The 21073-nt window shown below is 31.9% G+C and carries 22 protein-coding genes; 13 read left to right on the top strand and 9 right to left on the bottom strand.

Going from position 1 to position 21073, the window contains the following annotated elements:
- The first annotated feature begins 53 nt into the window (after positions 1–53).
- From VOI25_RS05415 to VOI25_RS05395, 5 genes are all read left to right on the top strand, one after another.
- On the top strand, positions 54–1052 hold the full coding sequence (locus tag VOI25_RS05415) for a YHYH protein (protein WP_323787987.1): 999 nt from the start codon (positions 54–56) through the stop codon (positions 1050–1052).
- A 2-nt stretch (positions 1053–1054) separates the two neighbouring features.
- The gene (locus tag VOI25_RS05410; protein WP_323787986.1) at positions 1055–1654 is read left to right on the top strand and encodes a hypothetical protein; all 600 of its coding nucleotides are present in this window, start codon (positions 1055–1057) and stop codon (positions 1652–1654) included.
- Positions 1655–1781: 127 nt separating this feature from the next.
- Positions 1782–2894: a YHYH protein gene (locus VOI25_RS05405; RefSeq protein ID WP_323787985.1), complete on the top strand. Its 1113-nt coding sequence runs from the start codon at positions 1782–1784 to the stop codon at positions 2892–2894.
- 61 nt (positions 2895–2955) lie between these two features.
- Positions 2956–3486, top strand: coding sequence for a toxin-antitoxin system YwqK family antitoxin (locus VOI25_RS05400; RefSeq protein ID WP_323787984.1), 531 nt, complete (start codon positions 2956–2958; stop codon positions 3484–3486).
- Positions 3467–4138 (top strand): SCO family protein, encoded by a 672-nt coding sequence (locus VOI25_RS05395; RefSeq protein ID WP_323787983.1) that lies wholly within the window; start codon positions 3467–3469, stop codon positions 4136–4138. Before VOI25_RS05400 ends, VOI25_RS05395 begins: the two co-directional genes overlap by 20 nt.
- Before the next feature lie 87 nt (positions 4139–4225).
- Here VOI25_RS05395 and VOI25_RS05390 read toward each other — a convergent pair whose 3' ends face one another.
- From VOI25_RS05390 to VOI25_RS05360, 7 genes are all read right to left on the bottom strand, one after another.
- Positions 4226–4678: a hypothetical protein gene (locus tag VOI25_RS05390; RefSeq protein ID WP_323787982.1), complete on the bottom strand. Its 453-nt coding sequence runs from the start codon at positions 4676–4678 to the stop codon at positions 4226–4228.
- 14 nt (positions 4679–4692) lie between these two features.
- Positions 4693–5190, bottom strand: coding sequence for a hypothetical protein (locus tag VOI25_RS05385; RefSeq protein WP_323787981.1), 498 nt, complete (start codon positions 5188–5190; stop codon positions 4693–4695).
- Between the two features lie 63 nt (positions 5191–5253).
- Entirely contained in the window at positions 5254–5763 is a 510-nt protein-coding gene (locus VOI25_RS05380; protein WP_416376063.1) for an RNA polymerase sigma factor, read from the bottom strand.
- 321 nt (positions 5764–6084) lie between these two features.
- Positions 6085–7911 (bottom strand): ABC transporter ATP-binding protein, encoded by a 1827-nt coding sequence (locus tag VOI25_RS05375; RefSeq protein WP_323787979.1) that lies wholly within the window; start codon positions 7909–7911, stop codon positions 6085–6087.
- Positions 7912–9642, bottom strand: coding sequence for a phospho-sugar mutase (locus VOI25_RS05370; RefSeq protein ID WP_323787978.1), 1731 nt, complete (start codon positions 9640–9642; stop codon positions 7912–7914).
- A gap of 78 nt (positions 9643–9720) precedes the next feature.
- Positions 9721–10668: a glycosyltransferase family 2 protein gene (locus VOI25_RS05365; protein WP_323787977.1), complete on the bottom strand. Its 948-nt coding sequence runs from the start codon at positions 10666–10668 to the stop codon at positions 9721–9723.
- 44 nt (positions 10669–10712) lie between these two features.
- Positions 10713–11243 (bottom strand): DUF4199 domain-containing protein, encoded by a 531-nt coding sequence (locus tag VOI25_RS05360; RefSeq protein WP_323787976.1) that lies wholly within the window; start codon positions 11241–11243, stop codon positions 10713–10715.
- Positions 11244–11403: 160 nt separating this feature from the next.
- On the opposite strand from VOI25_RS05360, the gene VOI25_RS05355 reads away from it, so the two are divergent.
- The 3 genes from VOI25_RS05355 to VOI25_RS05345 all read left to right on the top strand — a co-directional run bounded on the left by VOI25_RS05355 (position 11404) and on the right by VOI25_RS05345 (position 13860).
- Positions 11404–11655, top strand: a complete 252-nt coding sequence (locus VOI25_RS05355) for a type B 50S ribosomal protein L31 (protein WP_323787975.1) — start codon at positions 11404–11406, stop codon at positions 11653–11655.
- A 106-nt stretch (positions 11656–11761) separates the two neighbouring features.
- Positions 11762–12943, top strand: coding sequence for a GlmU family protein (locus VOI25_RS05350; protein ID WP_323787974.1), 1182 nt, complete (start codon positions 11762–11764; stop codon positions 12941–12943).
- 11 nt (positions 12944–12954) lie between these two features.
- The gene (locus VOI25_RS05345) at positions 12955–13860 is read left to right on the top strand and encodes a hypothetical protein (RefSeq protein WP_323787973.1); all 906 of its coding nucleotides are present in this window, start codon (positions 12955–12957) and stop codon (positions 13858–13860) included.
- Positions 13861–13864: 4 nt separating this feature from the next.
- Here the strand turns inward: VOI25_RS05345 and VOI25_RS05340 are convergent, their stop codons facing one another.
- The gene (locus VOI25_RS05340; RefSeq protein ID WP_323787972.1) at positions 13865–15505 is read right to left on the bottom strand and encodes an ABC transporter substrate-binding protein; all 1641 of its coding nucleotides are present in this window, start codon (positions 15503–15505) and stop codon (positions 13865–13867) included.
- An 80-nt stretch (positions 15506–15585) separates the two neighbouring features.
- Between VOI25_RS05340 and mtaB the strand changes: the two genes are divergently transcribed.
- Together mtaB and VOI25_RS05330 are read left to right on the top strand one after the other, a co-directional pair.
- Positions 15586–16908, top strand: coding sequence for a tRNA (N(6)-L-threonylcarbamoyladenosine(37)-C(2))-methylthiotransferase MtaB (gene mtaB / locus VOI25_RS05335; protein WP_323787971.1), 1323 nt, complete (start codon positions 15586–15588; stop codon positions 16906–16908).
- A gap of 75 nt (positions 16909–16983) precedes the next feature.
- On the top strand, positions 16984–17460 hold the full coding sequence (locus VOI25_RS05330; RefSeq protein WP_323787970.1) for a hypothetical protein: 477 nt from the start codon (positions 16984–16986) through the stop codon (positions 17458–17460).
- Positions 17461–17537: 77 nt separating this feature from the next.
- Here VOI25_RS05330 and VOI25_RS05325 read toward each other — a convergent pair whose 3' ends face one another.
- A complete protein-coding gene (locus VOI25_RS05325) occupies positions 17538–17834 on the bottom strand; it encodes a GNAT family N-acetyltransferase (protein ID WP_323787969.1) in 297 nt (98 codons plus the stop codon).
- Between the two features lie 117 nt (positions 17835–17951).
- Between VOI25_RS05325 and VOI25_RS05320 the strand changes: the two genes are divergently transcribed.
- The 3 genes from VOI25_RS05320 to cls are packed head-to-tail and all read left to right on the top strand — an operon-like array spanning position 17952 to position 21069.
- Entirely contained in the window at positions 17952–18620 is a 669-nt protein-coding gene (locus VOI25_RS05320) for an alpha/beta hydrolase (RefSeq protein ID WP_323787968.1), read from the top strand.
- Positions 18621–18660: 40 nt separating this feature from the next.
- A complete protein-coding gene (locus tag VOI25_RS05315) occupies positions 18661–19614 on the top strand; it encodes a lytic transglycosylase domain-containing protein (protein WP_323787967.1) in 954 nt (317 codons plus the stop codon).
- Positions 19615–21069 (top strand): cardiolipin synthase, encoded by a 1455-nt coding sequence (gene cls / locus VOI25_RS05310; RefSeq protein WP_323787966.1) that lies wholly within the window; start codon positions 19615–19617, stop codon positions 21067–21069.
- Positions 21070–21073 lie beyond the last annotated feature (4 nt).

The raw sequence follows: 21073 nt of genomic DNA, 5'->3' as shown, positions 1-21073 counted from the left end.
TTAGTAGTGAATTTGAGAAGAACATTAGGAAAATCAGAAATTAAAAAACAGCAATGAAAACATATAAGGTAAAATTGAAGAATCTAAAAGCACTTGGATTCATGATTATATTAAGTTTGTTATCACTAACGGCTTGCAGTAGTAAAGACGATAATACCACAAATGACGATGACGATATTATAAATGAAGACTTAATTCGAGAAGCTTTTTTTAATGCAACATCATTAATGTCTTTTGAAAAAGTAAATTGTACGCTCGAAGATGGTTCAACAGGAGAATGTTATCAATTAGTTTTTTCTAGTAACCCAATTAATAATGGTCCATATTGCCCTGAAACCATAAATGATATCGGTGGTTTAGGTATTTACGATGGAGCAACAAATCCAGGTTTTCAAGTCTTGAAAGCAACCTTGTTTAATGCAATGGAAGCAGATGGTTACGATATAATAGGTAATAATGGAGAGATTAATATAGATGATTTTACCAATCCACCAGATCCAGGTGGTTATTCTTTTTGTCTAGAACCAGTACCAGATAATACCTTACAGTTAACCTTTTTAATTCCGGCAGAACCAATATTAGCGATAACTAATAATACTATAGATACTGTAGAGTTGATTGGTGTTTCAAGAGATGGAGTGCCTATAAATGGTGATCCACCATCTGTTGTTAATGGTCCAATGCTGGGAGTTGGTAATATACCTGCTTTAGATCCTTGTGGTGGTCACCATGATCCTGCTGGTTATTATCATTTGCACTTTGTTTCTGAAACAATGAACCAAGTTTTAGAATCTAGCAGTATTACTGAGGTGTCTTGTACTTTAGTTAATCAAGTTTCTACTAGTAAATTAATTGGTTTCGCTAAAGATGGGTTTCCAATTTATGCCTATGCAGTTGAACCTTCAGGTTTGGATGAGTGTAGAGGAATTACAGCTAATACAACAGAGTTTCCAAACGGAGTTTACCATTATGTTGCAAGTAACACAGAAGCGCCAAACGTACCAAAATGTTTAAAAGGCGTTGCCGCAACCAATAGTTTTACATTTCAGTAAAGATGAAGAGGGTAATTATTCTCTTATTAATTCTTATTGTTTCAATTCAAACAATACATGCACACAACCCATTATCAGCAATGTATTATCTTGAAGTCAAGGAGAATATTAATATCCTAAACATCAATTTAAGTCAAACTGGTTTCCATGAGGCATTAAAAAAGCAGTATTCTAAAACAAATTTTGAAGAATTACCTCTTACTGAATACAAACAATTAGCAGTAAATTATTTAAAAGAAAACTTTCATTTAGTTGTAAATGGGACCAGAATACAACTTTTAGATGGCGGATTAAAGCTTGGTAGTCATCAGACTGATGCAAAATTTATTACCTCAGAATTGCCAAAAACATTTGAAAGTTTAGAGATTAAAATACAAGCGTTTACTGAAAATGAACAACATCAAACTGTTTTTTCCTTGCTATTAAGTGGAAAGACCAGTAAAGTGATTTTAAATAAAAAAAACGATTATTCAGCTTCAGTAATCTTTAAAGATGGTTTGATGATAGATAACCATAAAGCATTTAATTCAAACTATTTATGGTGTTTAGTTTTAATCCCAATTTTTCTAGTTGGCAAAAAGCTAATGGCTAAGCCAAATTAAAATTGCCCTTACCATTTCTAAAAGCTTCAGTGTTTAGCTCACTTTCACAAAAAATAAATTTCTACCGCAAGTTTTTTTTTAAAAGCACATCTAATAGTATAACTATAATAAATCTATATATAAATCAATGAAAAATTACTTAAAAATTCTAGTATTGCTAATTTCAGTAACGACGGCATTTTATGCCTGTAGTAGTGATGATAATTCAGGTGGTAATGATGGAGATGGAGGTACAACAAACCAGGCACCTTCTAGTTTTACAGCAAGTGTAAATTCAATTACAGAAACAACTGCTACTTTAAATTGGACCACTGCTACAGATCCTGATGGAGATGCGGTTACATATTCTGTGAACTTACAAGGAACAGAAATGGCAGTTGGATTAACGGTTCTAACTTTTGATTTAACAGGATTAACATCTTCTACTAACTATTCTGGAACAGTTGTAGCTAACGACGGGAATGAAGGCATTACTTCATCTTCGTTTAGTTTTTCTACTCAAGGAACTCCTCCATCTTTACATTTAGCTTTTGCAGAATTTGATACAGACAATACCAGTATTACATTGAGTGGTAATAATGTAATTATTGAAACTAATGGACGTCCAAATCATACCTCACCTTATTGGTCAAATACAACAGAGCGATGTGCAACACCTCCAATGGGACCAGAGATTTGTACTAATACAAATACAACTGTTAATCATCCCTTATTTGTCGAGCCAACAGCAACTAGTTATCAATTTATGGCTCCAGGAAATATCGATGATTTCAATGGTTCATATTCATTGACAGTTTCAGCAACACCAACTTTAGCTGCAAATTCGGTTGCAACAGGATTAGGTGCTATAGGTTTTGCTGTTTCAGGCGCAAATATCTATAATGATCAAGAAGGTCCTAACATGCCTTTAGATAATAATACGATTGGATCTTTCGATTATACAGCTGCTCATACTGGTCCACAAAGTTATCACTACCATTTAGAACCAAAAGCTTGGTCTAATGATGATGATGCTTTAATCGGAATTATAGCTGACGGATTTTTTATCTATGGAAGACAGTGTAATTCAACTAATGATTATCCAACAGATTTAGATGCATCTGGAGGTCATACAAGTACAACACAACATAGTCAAGGTGCTTCTGAATATCATTACCATATTCAAAATGAAACTTATTTAAACCAGTATTATATCATATTCCCAGGCGATTATCAAGGAACTCCAAGTAATATTCAGTAATACAGTTGTACTTATAAGTCTGCTGTGTATCTCTTCTTGTCAAAAGGAAGAACAGAAAGCTATGGCTTATGCTGAAGTGATAACAAGTACCATAAACACAAATATAGTTAACAAGAGTGCGTTAGAGTTAAAATCCAATTTAGGGTTGATGTATTATCAAAATCAACCCTTTAATGGAACTTCTGTAACTCATTATAATGGAATTGTTAAGGCTGAATCTATCCAATATAGCCATGGAAAACGTCATGGGTTATATCAAAAATGGTTTCCAAATGGAGCGCTAAGTTTTGAAGCACATTATGTAAACGGACTTCAAGAGGGTAAAGCTAAATCGTGGTGGAAAAACGGCAACTTACGTTCTGAAGCTAATTATAAAGGAGGCATTGTTAATGGTATTCAGAAACAGTGGTATAAATCTGGAGCCAAGTTTAAAGAGATGTCTATCGTAAACGGTCAAGAAGAAGGTTTACAAAAGGCCTGGAGAGAAAACGGAAAAATTTATAATAACTACGAAGCAAAAAACGGACGAATTTTCGGATTAAAACGTGCCAGTTTATGCTATGAATTAGAAGATGAAAAAGTTAAATATTAAATATATAAGGATCCTTGGTTTAGTGTTATGTTTTCTAAGTTGTAAAGAATCTTCAACTTCAGAAAAATCGAGTAGAGTTGCAGCATTGCCTTTTTATAAGGAAGCTACATTTACACCCTATTGGCTAGATGCAGATAGCGAGGAAGCTGATATTTTTCATAGAATACCAAAGTTCAGTTTAGTCAACCAATTAGGTGTCGAAGTAACTGAAAATGCATTTAAAGATAAAATATATATAGCTGATTTTTTCTTTACTACGTGTCCTGGTATTTGTCCGAAAATGACAGCTAATATGATGGTTTTACAAGAAGAGTTTCTTCAAGATAATGACATTTTATTACTATCACATTCGGTAACGCCTGAAACAGATTCTATTCCAATTTTAAAACTCTATGCCGAAACCAAAGGCATCAATGATACTAAATGGCATCTGGTAACAGGTGACAGAAAACAAATTTACGATTTAGGAAGGCAAGCTTATTTTGCTGAAGAAGATTTAGGCGTTGATAAAACAGAAGATGATTTTCTGCATACCGAAAACTTTGTACTAATAGATAAGGAAAGGCATATAAGAGGTATTTATAACGGATTAAATAAAACCTCTGTTCAACAATTAATAGCAGATGTGAAAACGCTGCAAAAAGAAAAATAACAAGGATTATTGATTGATAGTTTTATGTTAATTTGAATAGCTTCATGATGTTGTCATGGAGCTATTCTTTTATTAGAGATAATGAGGTTAATTTCGATTGCCCTGTTTTCCTCTGAATTCTTTAAGTCGTTCTAAGAGTCTTTTATTAAAGGCATTTTCAGATGCTTTAAGTTTAATAATTTTATAAGAAGGCAATATTTTTTTCAAATCCTCAATAAGCTTAATTTTCGCATCATGTGTATCGTTTTCAGCCTTTGTGAATTTTTCTAAAAGGACATCTGCTTCAGCATCTGACATGCCTGGATTTGTCATCATTTGTGTTCTAATAGTATTAAGATCTTCACTTCTAATTTTTTCTAAGGATTCTTCATATGCATTGTAAATAGGCCAAAATTTTTGGGCCTCCTCTGGAGTAAGTTTTATCCATTCAGTAATAAAAGCAATTTTTTGAGCTTTGATGCGCTCTTTCATTTTTTCATTTGGTTGAGAAAATGCTGAAATACTTATAAGGAATATCATTAGTGTTAGTAATCGTTTCATATATAATGTTCTTTTTATTGTAATAGTTGCTCAATATCTGTATTGTCAAGAAGATAATCTTCTAAATTATCTTCACTGTATTCGGTTTCTGTAATTATAAAATCTTCTTCTAATAGTTCAGCATCTGATAATAACTGAGCCAATTCATAACTGTCTAATTCACTGTCTTGAAAATAGGTTTTTACCATTTCTGCTGAGATGTCATCGGTAGACTCATAATTAATATAAATGGCAAATAATAATAGTAACGATGCTGCTATTCCGGCAAAGTAATAAAAGCTTTGCCTTGACTTAAGCGTAATCACAGCTTTGTCATTTTTTAACTTACGTATGATCTTATCATCAATAGACTCAAAGTAATGCTCAGGAACTTCAAAACCAGAAGTATCAATATCATTGATTAATTCCTTTTCTGCTAGTCGATGTTTTAGTTTGGCATCAAAAGACTCAAAGTATTGGTTTGGTGTTTTAAAACCAGTAGATTTTATACTATGTAATTTCTTGTTTTCCATTTGTTTTATTCCGAATGCACTGAACGTCGCTTTTAATTTAAGACTATTATTTTTTGTAAACGTTTAATCTGAGGTTAAAAAGGCTTCGATTTTTTTTACTGCTATATGATAAGATGCTTTTAAAGCGCCTTCACTAGTTTCTAAAATTTCAGACATGTCTTTATATTTTATATGTTCAAAGTACTTCATATTAAACACTAATTGTTGCTTATCAGGTAAGGTAGCAATAGCTTTCTGTAATTGTATTTGAATATCCTCTCCTTCAAAATACACATCTGCCTTTAAGTTATTTATGGCTTGGTTTTGATACTCTTCCGAAGATAACTGCCTACGTTTAGAATTCTTATTAATGTGAGTTATCGATTCGTTTGTAGCTATGCGATACATCCAAGAATACAATTTACTATCACCTTTAAAGTTATGAATACTTTTATAAACTTTAATAAATGTATTTTGAAGGACATCGTCAGCATCATCATGAGACTTTACTATATGACGAATGTGCCAATACAATCGCTCTTTATAAAGTTGTAATAACTCATTAAAAGCCGATTCTTTAGATTCTTCGGACATTAATCGTTGAATAAAGTCTTGTTCTTCTTTCAAAAACTGGTTTTTTCTTTAGACTTATGAAAATAGTAAAAGTTTAATGAAAAATAATTTTATTATTAAAATGTTGATATACAGTATATTAAGTATAATATTACCGATAAAGTGTTAAAAAAATACGATGAAATGCATTTTTTTCTTGCATGTAACATTTATTTATTATATGTTTGCTTCAGCTTAACCTACTTATGTTACATATTACCAGTGTCCCCAAATCTGGTAATAGAACTGAAAAGGACGAAACTTATGTTTCGTCCTTTTCTAATTTATATAATTTAATAGGTATTAATCGAAGCTTTGCATGTCTACCAATTTCTTATAAACACCATCTTTAATCATGAGTTCATTGTGGGTGCCCTGTTCTGCAATTTCTCCTTTTTGCATGACAATAATTTCGTCTGCATTTTGAATTGTTGAAAGCCTATGGGCGATAACAATAGATGTTCTATTCTTCATCATATTTTCAAGGGCAACTTGAACTAATCGCTCACTTTCAGTATCTAAAGCAGAAGTAGCTTCATCAAGAATCATAATTGGAGGATTTTTTAAGACAGCTCTTGCTATACTCAAACGTTGCTTCTGACCACCAGATAATTTCCCTCCAGCATCACCAATATTAGTTTCTATCCCTTTAGGAAGATCTTTAACAAACTCCCATGCGTTCGCAATTTTTAATGCCTCAATGATTTCCTCATCTGAAGCCCCTTCTTTTCCTAAAAGAATATTATTTTTTACAGTATCATTAAACAATATCGAATCTTGTGTGACTAATCCTATAAGACCACGCAGAGAATGTTTAGTGAGCGTTCTGATGTCGGTACCATCAATAGAAATATTGCCATTAGTAACATCATAAAATCGTGTAACTAAATTGGCAATCGTAGATTTTCCACTACCAGATTGACCAACTAAGGCTATACTTTTTCCTTTTGAAACTTGAATAGAAAAATTCTTGAGTACTAAATCGTCTTCATATTTGAAGGATATATTATTAATGGCTATTGAAGAATTTAGTTCTGTTTTTGAAACCGCATTTGGTATATCTTCTAAAGGGTTTACTGTTTCTATGATTTCCAGGACACGTTCGGCTGCAGCATTTCCTCTTTTTACACTGTTATTTGCTTTGCTTAGAGCTTTTATTGGTGTTAAAATATTATATGCTAATCCCATAAATGCGATAAAAGAAGAGGCTAATAATGTTTTATCAATGATTACCATTCTACCACCAAACCACAATAAAAATGCAATGGTAACAATACCTAGGAATTCACTTAAAGGTGTTGCAATATTTTGACGATTCATCATTTTATTTGAAAACAAAAAGAAACGATGTGTAGACTCTGTGAATTTTGAATTAAATAGTTTTTGTGAATTAAATCCTTTAATAATTTTTAAACCATTTAGGGTTTCTTCCAAAATAGACAAAAAAGTTCCTTGTTCTTTTTGAACATCGGCAGATTGTTGTCTTAAACGTTTCGCTATTATCGAAATAATAAATCCAGCTGTAGGAATAAAAACGAAAACGAAAAGGGTTAATTTTAAGCTTATGGTAAGCATGATCACAATAGAAAAAATTACACTAAGCGGTTCTCTTATTATAATTTGTAAAACTGATAAAAAGGAATTTTGCACTTCATTTACATCATTAGATACACGTGCTATTAAATCTCCTTTTCGTTTTTCTGAGAAAAAACTCAGAGGTAAGTCTATAGTCTTTCTGTATAATGTATCTCTTAAATCTTTTAGGATACCATTTCTTAAAAATGTACCAAAGTATAAAGCTAAATAGTTAAATATGTTTTTAAGTAAAAAGACGACAATGACTAAAATAATAACAAAAGTAAGAGCTCTTAGTTGGTCTTCATTAGCATATTCTTGAACACTGTATGTTAGTGAATCCTTAAGATAAGAGCCAAGATTATCAAAATCCTCATATTTTGGTTTAGTTTCAATACGCTCTTGGTCCTCTCCAAACAAAATATTTAGCATAGGCATTAACACAACAAAGGATAATGCACCAAACGCAGCATATAAAATGTTAAAAAAGATATTTAAAAAAGCGTATCGTTTATATGGTAAAGCAAATACGAGTATTTTTTTTAGGTAGTTCATTTATGCAAGTTTCATGTCTTTTAATATCGCATCAATTTTAGCTTCCAATTTTTGTTCCGTAGCTTTAAATGCTGACACATTGTCTAATGTTGTATTAACACTAATATAAAACTTAATTTTAGGTTCTGTACCACTAGGACGCAAAGCTATTTTGCTTCCATCTTCAGTATAATAAATTAAAACATTAGATTTAGGTATATCAATAGTTGTTTCTTTTCCAGTATTAAAATCCTTCATAATTGAAAGTTGATAATCTTCAATTCTAACAACTTTAGAACCGTCTACACTTTGCAATGGGTTTTCACGTGCATCAATCATCATTTGTTTGATTTCTTGCGCACCTTCAATTCCTTTTTTAGTAAGTGAGACTAAACGTTCTTTATAAAATCCATGTTCTTGATAGAGTTCAATTAATTCTTTGTACACAGAAATTCCTTTTTCTTTTGCTTGAGCTGCTATTTCACAAGCGAGTAGTGTAGAGGTTACTGCATCTTTATCTCTTACAAAATCACCAACCATAAAACCAAAACTTTCTTCTCCACCACCAATAAAATCCATGGAAGGAAAATCTTCAATCATTTTGGCAATCCATTTAAAACCGGTTAAACCAATTTTACATTCTACATCGTAAGCATTTGTTAGTACAGACATCATTGGCGTCGATACTATTGTAGAGCCTACGAATTGATTTCCGTTAATTTTATTTTTGTTTTTCCATTGTTTTAATAGAAAATTGGTCATTAGGATCATGGTTTGGTTTCCATTAAGAATAACCAATTCACCTTCTAAATTTCTAACAACAACTCCTAATCGGTCACAATCAGGATCTGTACCAATGACAATATCGCCTTCCAACTTTGTTGCGAGTTCAACGGCCATTTTTAGAGCTTCAGGTTCTTCTGGATTTGGTGACTTTACCGTTGGAAAATCACCATTAGGTTCGCGTTGCTCTTCAACTATATGAACATTTGTATAACCAGCTCGTTTTAAAGTTTCTGGAATTGCCGTTATTGAAGTTCCGTGTAAAGACGTAAATACAATTTTTAAATTTTCTTTGGCTTCAGACGATGTATTAAAACTTCCATTTTTTACAGATTCATTAATAAAAACATCATCAACATCTTTTCCTATATATTGAATTAGGTTATGGTTCGCTTCAAATTTAATTTCAGAATAATCTAAGCGATTAATTTCTGCAATAATCTCGGCATCTTGAGGAGGAACTAATTGTCCGCCATCTTGCCAATACACCTTATAACCGTTATATTCTGGAGGATTATGCGAAGCTGTTAATACGATTCCACAATGGCAATTTAAATGTTTTAAAGCGAATGATAATTCTGGTGTTGGACGTAAGTCTTCAAACAGATACACTTTAATTCCGTTGGCAGAAAACACATCTGCAACAACTTTAGCTAATGTTTTACTATTGTGTCTACAATCAAAAGCAATGGCTACTTTAAGATCTTCATTAGGGAATGATTGCTTAATATAATTACTTAAACCTTGTGTGTTTTTACCAAGTGTAAATTTATTAATACGATTAGTACCAATTCCCATTACACCTCGCATTCCACCAGTTCCAAACTCGAGATCTTTATAAAAACTTTCTTTAAGTTCGTTAGTATCGTTTGCTATTAAATTTTTTATATAATCTTTGGTCTCAGTGTCAAAAGTAGGCGTTAACCAAGTATTTACACGTTCTAAAAGTTGAGGTTCAATATATTTCATAATTTAAAAAGTCTGCTGTAAAAGTAAGTAATTCAATATGTGTTGTTTGTAAACTTGTCATTAATTTTGATTCCATGTTTAAAGATTTAATTCTTGCTTAATGAGGTAACGTTGTTTGTTTTCTTTAGTTCTTAAAATGATCTCTCCTAAAAATCCAGCAACAAAAAATTGTGTACCTATAATCATAGTAGCTAGTGCAAGATAAAACTGTGGACGTTGCGTGATCAAGCGTCCAGTTGGATTTAAAAACAATTTATCAATGCCAAGATAAAGAGAAAAGGCAAAACCTATTGCAAGCATCAAAACGCCTAAAGCACCAAAGAGATGCATAGGTCGTTTTCCAAAACGTGAAATAAACCAAATGGTTAATAAATCTAAAAAGCCATTAATGAAACGGTCCATACCAAATTTTGTTTCACCATATTTTCTGGCCTGGTGTTTTACGATTTTTTCTCCAATTTTTGAAAAACCTGCATTTTTAGCAAGTACAGGAATATAGCGATGCATTTCACCACTAACTTCTATGTTTTTCACCACTTTATTGTCGTAAGCCTTTAAACCACAATTAAAATCATGTAGTTTAACACCTGACGTTCTTCTGGCTGCCCAATTAAAAAGTTTTGAAGGTATGTTTTTTGATATTATGGAGTCATATCGTTTCTTTTTCCATCCAGAAATCAAATCGTATTTTTCAATAATAATCATGTTGTAAAGCTCAGGGATTTCATCAGGATTGTCTTGTAAGTCTGCATCCATGGTAATGACTACATCTCCTTGTGCTTTTGCAAAACCTGCATGTAAGGCTTGAGATTTTCCAAAGTTTTTTAGAAAACGAATCCCTTTAACATTCTCATCTTCTTGAGAGAGTTGCATAATGGTTATCCAAGAATTATCAGTACTACCATCATCTATAAAGATGATTTCATACGAAAAACGATTGGACTGCATGACTTTTGCAATCCAATCGTATAGTTCTTTTAAAGAGTCTTGTTCGTTAAGTAGCGGTATGACTACTGATATATTCATTAAGTAATTTTAAATATTTTAATATTCAAAAGTACTGATTTTTTTTAAGCTTGATTTGGATCAGTCTTTTTTAATGAAACACCAACAATTAAACCAATTATAGCTAAAATTAAGAGTCTAATTACGTAGGACTGCATCTGCATTGCAGCTGAAAAATTGTTCTTGCCTTCCATACCAGCTATAGCTTCATTAATGCTGTCTTGTGGCGCACCAAAACTTTCCATAGTTTGCATTGTCATTTCAATAATTTTTTCATTTAAATATTGAGCTGAATCTGGATCAACAAAAGCAAAAATCACAATGCCAACAATAGTACTGATAAGAGTACCAACAGCAACTGTTATGAAATAGGATGTAAAGGCTTCTTTGAAAGTCATGAATCCTCCTAAAGCTTTTCTAGATTTAACAGCAGCAATAATACCGAAAACTAGTATGATTAAAAATAGTAAAATACCTAACCACCACTCAGTGAACAAATCTATACTGAATGCGTAGATTAATACAGTTACTAATGTTAGAACGATACCTAGTATAATTCCTTGATTTAGACTAATTGATTTTAATGATTTTTCCATAATTGAGTTGATTAATTAGTTAATATGTTTAGTTAGTATAATTTTAATTAATTTTGTTACAATTCTTTGATGAATAAAAAAAGAAATAAATTATTGGTAATTTACAAAAATTACTTAAATTTGCACCTCCAAAATAGTAAGGATTTTAAAGAATAAAGAGATGAAAAAAGGAATACATCCAGAGAATTATAGACTTGTAGCATTTAAAGATATGTCAAATGAAGACGTGTTTTTAACAAAGTCTACTGCAGATACTAGTGAAACTATTGAAGTTGATGGTGTTGAATATCCAGTAGTAAAATTGGAAATTTCAAGAACATCTCATCCATTTTACACTGGTAAATCTAAATTAGTTGATACAGCTGGTCGTATTGATAAATTCAAAAACAAATACGCTAAGTTTAAGAAATAAGCGCTATTTAATTATATACTTTAAGCCTTCAGGATTTATCTCGAAGGCTTTTTTGTTATCTACATTTACTTTACATTTGAAATAACTTATAATTTCAATCACAGTCATGAACTACATTCTATTTGATGGTCCTTCACGAAATAATTTATTGCCTTTTACATTTACAAGACCAGTAGCAGAAATACGAGTTGGTATTTTAACCATAAGAGAAAAATGGGAAAAACACCTCGGTTTTACAACTACCACATTGACAGAAGACTATCTTTCTGAAAAATACCCAATGGTTGAAATGGATTCTAATGTGATGATTAATGCATCGTATTTACCAAATAAAGAATTGGTGGCAATGGTCAAGAATCTAACTGAGAATCAAGCTATTTTTAAAGATGAAGATGTTATTGCCTTTTTCACTAAAGACACGCAAGATGAGGTTGATTTTGATTCCTATGAAGCCTTAGAATTTGATGCCAACCTTATTAAAATTGAGCACACTTGGGATATTTTTTCAAAAAATGGTGACGCCATACAAGAAGATTTCCATTTATTAACTCATGGTCGAAAGTCACAACCCATTCCAGATTCTAATAATTGTATAAACACTCAAAATATTTTCATTGAAGAAGGTGCAAAGTTGGAGTTTGCAACTTTAAATGCTAGTTCTGGTCCAATTTATATTGGTAAAGATGCTGAAGTGATGGAAGGAAGCTTAGTTAGAGGGCCCTTTGCGCTTTGTGAATATGCAACACTTAAGTTGGGTGCAAAAATTTATGGACCAACAACTATTGGACCTCATAGTAAGGTTGGAGGTGAAGTCAATAATTCTGTATTATTTGGTTTCTCTAATAAAGGTCATGATGGTTTTTTAGGAAATTCAGTGTTAGGCGAATGGTGTAACCTTGGTGCAGATACAAATAATTCTAACTTGAAAAATAATTATGCTGAAGTGCGTCTTTGGGATTACAATACTCAAGGATTTGCTAGAACGGGATTGCAGTTTTGTGGACTTATGATGGGAGATCATAGTAAGTGCGGAATTAACACAATGTTTAATACTGGTACAGTTGTTGGTGTTAGTGCAAATATATTTGGAAGTGGTTTTCCAAGAAGTTTTGTACCTAGTTTTAGTTGGGGCGGAAATTCAGGATTTACAACATATCTCACAAAAAAAGTGTTTGAAGTAGCCGAAGTGGTTATGAAACGAAGAGAGATTGAGTTTTCAGATATGGATAAAGCAATTCTTGAACATATATTTGAAGACACCAAACAGTGGCGAAAAAAAGACGAATAAACTTAAATAAAATGAAACCATACCTACTTATACTAGCTTTAGTTTTTACAACTTCTGTTAGTGCCCAAAGCGAAACCTATACTATAAAAAATATTTCACTAAATGACGAGCTTAGCCAATATGGAGTGGTCAATGTCAAAGATAATATTGTGTACTTTTCAAGATATAAGGTGAATAGTTTTGGTACTGTAGAACGCAATAGTGGTAATCAACAAATTTTTACGTTATATCATGGCGAAATGACCGAAACAGGTGATATCATCAACACCAAAGAATTTCGATCGTCAGATCGTTTTGTGTTTAATAGTTCTACTGCTGGATTTAGTAAAGATGGAAAATACATGTACGTAACCACGAATGAAAAAAAACGTGGTGATGTCTATAAATATGACGATAAAACTAGAAACCTTCGAATAGAAAGAGGAGAATTCGTTGAAGGAAAAGGGTACATAAATTTTAAACCACTACATTTTTGTGACCAACGTTATTCTTACGGACATCCTTCTGTAAGTCCTGATGATAAATATTTATATTTTACATCTAATATTCCAAGTGCTAAAGGTCCTACTGATATTTTTAGAGTAGAAATTTTGGCCAACAACAAATATGGAAAACCGGAAAATCTAGGTGCAAAGTTAAACTCACCTAGAAAAGAAATGTTTCCTTACTTAACCGCTAATAATACACTTTATTTTTCTTCAGATCGTGCTAAAGGAATTGGAGGTTTAGATTTATACAAAGCTGAAATTGGTCCGGATGGAAAATTTGGAGTTCCAGAATTATTACCAGCTCCATTTAACAGTGAAGCCGATGATATGTGCTTCGAACTTTTGGCTGATGGAAAATCGGGATATTTTACCTCAAATCGTGAAGGTGGCAAAGGTGAAGATGATATCTATTTCTTTGTAAAAGAATAACAGATTATTCCATACTTTTTCTAACACGTTTTAAATCTAAAAGATTAATTGGGTTAATTCCTAAGCCAGAAACTTCTTTACGAGTAAATCTTAATACTTCGTCATAAAACAAAGGAACAATAGGTGTTTTAGCCATCACTAAACTGTCCATTTTTGTATACAATAATTCACGTTTTTTTGTATCTGTAATGGTAAATGCTTCTTCATACCACTGATCAAATAAATCACTTTTAAAATGGGTGTAATTAGGACCATTAGGCGCAAAATTTTTGCTATAATACAGAGATAGATAATTTTCAGCATCAGGATAATCGGCAACCCAACTCGCCCTAAATAAATCTAATTTGCCATTAGCTTTTGCATCTTTTAAAGTTGCTGGAGGAATAACATCGACATTTACAGCAATCCCAATCTTTTGCAATTCTCTTTGAATGTATTCACAAAAACTTAAATAATTACTAGTTGTGGTTATGGTAATTTCTGGACTTGCAATTCCTGTTTCAGTTTTAAATTGTTGTACCAATTGTTTTGCTTTTTCAGGCTGAAAACTAAAACCTATAGTGTCGTCATAACCTGGAAGTCCTTTTGGAATAAAACCTCCATTTGCAGGAATACCAATCCCATTTCGTAAATAAGTCATCATTTTTTTACGGTCAAATCCATAATTAATGGCTTTTCGAAGGATATCAGATTGTAATTCTGGCAAATCAGTTTCCATATAAAAAGCGAGATATTCGGTGTTTAGATATGGACCACGAATCATATTCACCTTTGAAGCATATAAAGGTCTTAAATCTCCACTAGCCGTTAAAATTTCATCTTTATATGAGGCATCTAAACCTGAAACAAAATCGATATTGCCTTGTGCAAATTGGAGAAATTCACTTTGTTTATCTGGCAAGAATGTAATAGCTACGGCTTCTAAATAGGGTAATTGTTGTCCTTTAGAATCTCTTTCAAAATAGTGATTATTTTTTCTGAAGATGAGTTTAAGGTTTTCCTCCCAACGCTTAAATTTAAAGGGTCCAGTACCTATTGGATTTGATCTGAAATCAGCATTATAATAGGTTACAATTTCTTTCGGAACAACTGAACAATACTTCATGGTTAAAAGCCCAAGAAATGCAGGAAATGCTTGTTTTAACCGAATTTGAAATAGAGTGTCATTAATAGCAGTAAACTTTTCTACTTTATTAAGCGTCCAACTTCCAGGTGATGCAATTTTTTTATCGAGTAAACGATTGAAACTATATTCAAAATCATTTGCTGTTACTATTCTAGTAGAATCCTGACCAAATAATTCGTGCTTATGAAATTGTACATTATTCCGAAGTTTAAAAGAGTAGGTTAGTGCATCTTCAGAAATCGTCCAATCGCTTGCAATACATGGCTGTACATTTAAGTTCTCATCCATTTGCACTAATCCGTTGAACAACTGATTTATAGCCCAAATATCTGCATTATCTTTTGCGAATGCTGGATCTAATGATCCAATATTTTTATGTTCATTATATTTAAAAACGAGGTGGTTTTTATCAGAATTAGAGTCATTTCTACATGAAAACAGGCAAAAAATGGCTAAAACACTCAAAATCATTATTGAAATTGAATATTTACTATACACAGGTTTTAGGATATTGCTCATTAATTGTAAATTTGCCACTCTAATTAGAGAACGAGTAAATATAAATAGATTTCTGTGCTAACGGAAATACTAATTGAGATATGAATAAAAAAGTCGCATTTTATACCTTAGGTTGTAAACTTAACTTTTCTGAAACATCGACCATCGCTAGAAATTTTTCATCGGAAGGTTTTGAACGTGTTGATTTTAAGGAAAAGGCTGATATTTATGTGATTAATACTTGTTCTGTTACTGAAAATGCTGACAAACGATTCAAATCTATAGTAAAGCAAGCTCAAAAAGTAAATCCTGAAGCTTTCGTTGCCGCTGTAGGTTGTTATGCACAACTAAAGCCTCAAGAATTGGCAGATGTTGAAGGAGTGGATTTGGTTCTAGGAGCTACCGAAAAATTTAATATCACAAGTTATCTCAATGATTTGACTAAAAATGATATGGGTGAAGTGCATAGTTGTGAAATTCAAGATGCCGATTTTTATGTTGGCAGTTATTCTTTTGGAGATCGAACTCGTGCCTTTTTAAAAGTTCAAGATGGCTGTGATTACAAATGTACCTATTGCACGATTCCTTTAGCTAGAGGGATATCAAGAAGTGATGCCTTAGAAAACGTTCTTCTAAATGCGAAAGAAATTTCTAAAAAAAATATCAAGGAAATCGTATTAACTGGTGTGAATATTGGTGATTATGGTAAAGGTGAATTTGGAAATAAAAAACATGAGCATACCTTTTATGAACTTGTTTCTGCATTGGATGAAGTAGAAGGTATTGAGCGTCTTCGAATATCTTCAATTGAGCCTAATCTTCTTAAAAATGAAACGATTGCGTTCGTGGCTCAGAGTGAATCATTTGTGCCACATTTTCATATTCCATTGCAAAGTGGAAGTAATACAATTCTTAAATTGATGCGTCGTCGCTATATGAAAGAATTGTACCTAGATCGTGTTGCAAAAATTAGAGAAACAATGCCTCATGCATGCATTGGAGTAGATGTTATTGTTGGGTTTCCCGGAGAAACAGAAGATTTATTTTTAGAAACCTATAATTTTCTAAACGACTTAGATATTTCATATTTACATGTCTTTACCTACTCTGAACGTGATAATACGGTTGCGGCAACTTTAGATGGCGTAGTTTCAAAACAAGTGCGAGCAAAACGTAGCAAAATGTTACGTGGACTTTCAGCAAAAAAGCGTAGAGCATTTTATGAAGGTCAATTGAGAAGTACTAGAACTGTACTTTTTGAAAGCGAAAATAAAGAAGGATATATACATGGATTTACCGAAAACTACGTAAAGGTAAAAACGCCTTGGAATCCTGATTTAGTAAATACGTTACATACAGTTGAACTTACCAAAATTGATGATGATGGCTTGGTGCGATTTGAATTTTTGAATGTCGCAGTATAATAAAAATAAGGAAAATATTGCCTAGTAAATTTCTTACATTATATTTGCCAACTAATTAAAAAAACAAAATTAAAAATGAAAAAATTTTTTTTAAGCGTATTCGTTTTAGCAGTTACTTTAACTACACTTTCTTGTAATAAAGATGACGACAATAATGGTGATAATGGTGGTGGTAACCAAGCGCAATTAATCGTTACAATCGATGGTCAAGAGTTAACTTTTGATTCAATTATTGTAGATCGTTATGACTATACTGATGATGGAGGTGGAACAGAACTTGACATTACAGCTACTATTGGTGGAGGAACTGGTCGTATAATTACATTTTACACGTATGTAGGTGATACAGGTGCTAATGCAATTTACAATTTTGGTTATACATTAAATGGCGTTTATTATAGCGGATTTAACAATTTTGTATCTGTTACTAACGTTAATAATGGTTCAAGATTAGAAGTTAATTTTTCTGGTACTTTAGGAGGTTATGACGAAGTGAATCAAGAAGAAATTTTTGTAACTCTTGAAAATGGAACTATAGCTGTAGATTTTTAAGAAATAAAGAACATATATCATAAAAAAAACCGAAGTAAATAGCTTCGGTTTTTTTTATGGATTTATATTTATAAGAATTAGATTCTAATTCCTACAGGTAACATCTTTTTGTATTTTCTGTGTCGCCTAATAAATTTTGCTATTTCCGGACTTGTTGGAACGACACTAATATTGCGATCTGCAATATTTTCGAATACCAAAGTCAAAAACTCTTCTTCAAAATCTTCAGATTTAATCCCATCAGGAATTATAAGTTTTGTTAAGAAAATTTTTCGATCTTGAAGTGCGTACTCAATTTTAGCAAGTTCACCATCAACCTTAAGTTCAAATTGACGTAAAAAGTCATTGTCAATCAGTTCTGCTGCATCAATCATAATAATTTGTATTTAATTCAATGGTTGGTAGGGTAGAAACTATAGATTTATATAGTTTTGTAATACAAATTTACAAAAAATTAACAGAAACTAAAAATAACTGATTTTTAAATACTTATGTCCCAAGAGATCATCCATATTTATCTAATGCCAGGAATGGCTGCAAACCCAACAATTTTTGAGCATATCAAATTACCAGAAGATAAATTTGAGATACACTGGTTAGAATGGATAATACCAAACCTAAAAGAATCACTTGAGTCATATGCAAAACGCATGATCGCTAAAATAGAACACGAAAACATAGTGTTGCTAGGAGTTTCCTTTGGAGGTATACTTGTACAAGAGATGAGTAAATACATGTCGCTCAGGAAGCTTTTTGTTGTTTCTAGCGTAAAGTCTAAACATGAATTGCCAAAACGAATGAAGTTGCTAAAACTTACTAAAGCATATAAAATATTACCTACACAATTGGTGAGTAATATTGATTTCCTTGCAAAATATGCATTTGGTGAAACCGTTACCAAGCGTGTAGAATTGTATAAAAAGTATCTTTCTGTGAGTGATAAACGATATTTAGATTGGGCTATCGAAAATGTTATTGAATGGAATCAAGAACAAGCGCATCCTGATGCCATTTACATTCATGGTGATAAAGATGCTATTTTTCCACATTCATGTAATGGAAATTGTATCGTTATTAAAGGAGGATCACATATTATGGTTATCAACAAGTATAAATGGTTTAATGAAAATTTACCAAAACTTATCTTGGATCAGACTTGAAAGCCATTGTAATATTTAATACATTTATAAAAAAAGTAAAATGAAGACGATTAAAAATATTTTAGCCACTATTGGATTAATAGCTGTTTCTGGATTGTTCATTTTTGCAATGCAAAAAGCACCTTCAGAATCAGAAGACATAAATAAATCTGAAACTGTTAATGACTCAAATTCTGCTAACAGTTATAATGTTTATGCATTATCAGTGCCAGAAGCCTTAGATTTTGCTGGTGAAGCATTACCATTAAATAATCCAGACATTCTAGAACGAATGGATAGAGAGTTGTTGGTTAATACCTATTGGCAATCTAATGGATTATTAATGTTTAAACGCGCAGCTAAATATTTTCCAATTATTGAACCCATCTTAAAAAAGAATGGTATTCCAAATGATTTTAAATATTTAGCAGTTATTGAAAGCGGACTTACAAATGCAGTTTCACCTGCAGGAGCAAGAGGAGTTTGGCAAATCATGAAAACGACAGGAAGAGAAAACGGACTAGAGATTAATAGTAATGTTGATGAACGCTATCATCTCGAAATGTCGACAGAAGTTGCTTGTCAATATTTGTTAAAGGCTAAAGCACAATTAGGTTCATGGACCTTAGCTGCGGCTGCTTACAATGCAGGAAACGCTGGAGTTTCTAGACGATTAGCAGAGCAAGGTGTAAACGATTATTATGATTTATTACTTGGTGAAGAAACTGGGAGGTATTTATTTAGAATTGTAGCTTTAAAAGAAATTTTAAACCATCCTAGTAAGTATGGTTTTAACTTCAAAGCAGATGATTTATATACTTCAGTGCCTACCTATAAAGTTGAAGTAGATACTGCTGTTACAGACTTTTCTAAGTTTGCTAAAGGATTTGGTATTAACTATAAAATATTAAAACTTCATAATCCTTGGCTAAGAGAAGCACATTTAAATAACAAATCAGGGAAAAAGTATAGTTTAGATATCCCTAAAAAAGGATTCTATTCTGTTAAGCCATAAATGTTTGAATTCATAAAAGATAATTTCTGGGCTATATTGTTGGTGATAAACTATTTACTAGCAGTGTCAGCAGGTATTACTATTCTTCTTAAAAATATAAATCCATCAAAAACTGTTGCTTACGTGTTAGTTTTGGTATTTTTTCCATTTTTTGGATTAATTGTTTACTACCTCTTCGGACAAGAATATAGAAAAAGTAAAATTTTCAATAGAAAAGATATTTCCAACACTAAAATCATTCAATCAGTTGGTGATAATTTACGTGTTGAAGAAAAAAAGTTTGATAGTTTAGCACATAAATTAGATGACAAAGTTAAACTAATAAAACTGCTTAAAGCAAGTGAAAAATCACCACTAACTTTAAATAATTCGGTCGATATCCTCAAGAATGGAAATATTAAGTTCGAGCGATTATTAGAAGATCTTCAAAACGCAAAAAACTATATTCATTTGGAGTATTATATAATAAGAGATGACCGCATAGGTACTGAATTATTAAATATTCTTACAGAAAAAGCAAAAGCAGGTATCGAGGTTAAATTAAGTTATGATGATGTTGGAAGTAAGCTTTCATCTAAAATGAAACAGCAACTTGATGACAGTGGAGTTGAACATTTTCCATTTATGCCAGTTTTCTTTTCAAGTTTCACTGGTAAATCGAATTACAGAAATCACAGGAAAATTGCTATAATAGATGGAGTCATAGGCTATATAGGAGGTATAAATATTTCTGATAATTATATTAATGATGAACATAAAAAAATCTACTGGAGAGACACACATTTAAGAATTTATGGTGAAGCGGTCAAAGTACTTCAATTTCATTTTTTGACGACTTGGGAATTTGTCAGTGCTAAAACTGTAGAAGTTAAGAAAATGTACTTTCCAAAAGTAGATGCGGATTCTAATATTGCAATACAAATCGCAGCAAGTGGTCCTGATACAAACTGGGCAAATATTATGGAAGCCATTTTTACAGCCATAAATAATGCTGAAGACTATATTTATTTAACAACGCCATATTTTATACCGAACGATCAAATATTATCAGCTTTACAAATTGCTTCAAAAATTGGAGTTGATGTAAAATTAATTATTCCTAAAACATCAGATTCTTGGGTCGCAGAAAATGCTACAAATTCCTATCTGGATGATCTTATGTTAGCCGGAATAAAAGTTTATCGCTATAACAAAGGCTTTGTACATGCAAAAACATTAGTGGTTGATGATGTTTTTTCAACTGTAGGAACTTGTAATCTGGATAATAGAAGTTTCGATATTAACTTTGAAATCAATGCTTTGATTTATAATAAGCATCAAAGTGAAATTTTAAAGTCTCATTTTCTAGAAGATCTTCAGGATTGTGAACTTATTAATTTTGAATCTTGGAAAAAACGTTCAAATTATTCAAAACTTAAAGAGTCTTTCGCTAGACTTTGGTCACCTTTATTATAAATTG

The sequence above is a fragment of the Psychroserpens sp. genome (genome assembly GCF_034670085.1).
Taxonomy (GTDB): Bacteria; Bacteroidota; Bacteroidia; order Flavobacteriales; family Flavobacteriaceae; genus Psychroserpens.
This window is presented reverse-complemented; position numbering and strand designations above follow the sequence as displayed.

Excerpts from the sequence above, each read along its gene's own strand:
- VOI25_RS05370 (WP_323787978.1), bottom strand. The coding sequence starts at position 9,642 with ATGAAATATATTGAACCTCAACTTTTAGAACGTGTAAATACTTGGTTA.
- VOI25_RS05415 (WP_323787987.1), top strand. The coding sequence starts at position 54 with ATGAAAACATATAAGGTAAAATTGAAGAATCTAAAAGCACTTGGATTC.
- VOI25_RS05330 (WP_323787970.1), top strand. The coding sequence starts at position 16,984 with ATGAAAAAATTTTTTTTAAGCGTATTCGTTTTAGCAGTTACTTTAACT.
- VOI25_RS05320 (WP_323787968.1), top strand. The coding sequence starts at position 17,952 with ATGTCCCAAGAGATCATCCATATTTATCTAATGCCAGGAATGGCTGCA.
- VOI25_RS05340 (WP_323787972.1), bottom strand. The coding sequence starts at position 15,505 with ATGAGCAATATCCTAAAACCTGTGTATAGTAAATATTCAATTTCAATA.
- VOI25_RS05405 (WP_323787985.1), top strand. The coding sequence starts at position 1,782 with ATGAAAAATTACTTAAAAATTCTAGTATTGCTAATTTCAGTAACGACG.
- VOI25_RS05375 (WP_323787979.1), bottom strand. The coding sequence starts at position 7,911 with ATGAACTACCTAAAAAAAATACTCGTATTTGCTTTACCATATAAACGA.
- mtaB (WP_323787971.1), top strand. The coding sequence starts at position 15,586 with ATGAATAAAAAAGTCGCATTTTATACCTTAGGTTGTAAACTTAACTTT.
- VOI25_RS05410 (WP_323787986.1), top strand. The coding sequence starts at position 1,055 with ATGAAGAGGGTAATTATTCTCTTATTAATTCTTATTGTTTCAATTCAA.
- cls (WP_323787966.1), top strand. The coding sequence starts at position 19,615 with ATGTTTGAATTCATAAAAGATAATTTCTGGGCTATATTGTTGGTGATA.
- VOI25_RS05395 (WP_323787983.1), top strand. The coding sequence starts at position 3,467 with ATGAAAAAGTTAAATATTAAATATATAAGGATCCTTGGTTTAGTGTTA.
- VOI25_RS05355 (WP_323787975.1), top strand. The coding sequence starts at position 11,404 with ATGAAAAAAGGAATACATCCAGAGAATTATAGACTTGTAGCATTTAAA.
- VOI25_RS05345 (WP_323787973.1), top strand. The coding sequence starts at position 12,955 with ATGAAACCATACCTACTTATACTAGCTTTAGTTTTTACAACTTCTGTT.
- VOI25_RS05385 (WP_323787981.1), bottom strand. The coding sequence starts at position 5,190 with ATGGAAAACAAGAAATTACATAGTATAAAATCTACTGGTTTTAAAACA.
- VOI25_RS05400 (WP_323787984.1), top strand. The coding sequence starts at position 2,956 with ATGGCTTATGCTGAAGTGATAACAAGTACCATAAACACAAATATAGTT.
- VOI25_RS05350 (WP_323787974.1), top strand. The coding sequence starts at position 11,762 with ATGAACTACATTCTATTTGATGGTCCTTCACGAAATAATTTATTGCCT.
- VOI25_RS05360 (WP_323787976.1), bottom strand. The coding sequence starts at position 11,243 with ATGGAAAAATCATTAAAATCAATTAGTCTAAATCAAGGAATTATACTA.
- VOI25_RS05365 (WP_323787977.1), bottom strand. The coding sequence starts at position 10,668 with ATGAATATATCAGTAGTCATACCGCTACTTAACGAACAAGACTCTTTA.
- VOI25_RS05390 (WP_323787982.1), bottom strand. The coding sequence starts at position 4,678 with ATGAAACGATTACTAACACTAATGATATTCCTTATAAGTATTTCAGCA.
- VOI25_RS05325 (WP_323787969.1), bottom strand. The coding sequence starts at position 17,834 with ATGATTGATGCAGCAGAACTGATTGACAATGACTTTTTACGTCAATTT.
- VOI25_RS05380 (WP_416376063.1), bottom strand. The coding sequence starts at position 5,763 with ATGTCCGAAGAATCTAAAGAATCGGCTTTTAATGAGTTATTACAACTT.
- VOI25_RS05315 (WP_323787967.1), top strand. The coding sequence starts at position 18,661 with ATGAAGACGATTAAAAATATTTTAGCCACTATTGGATTAATAGCTGTT.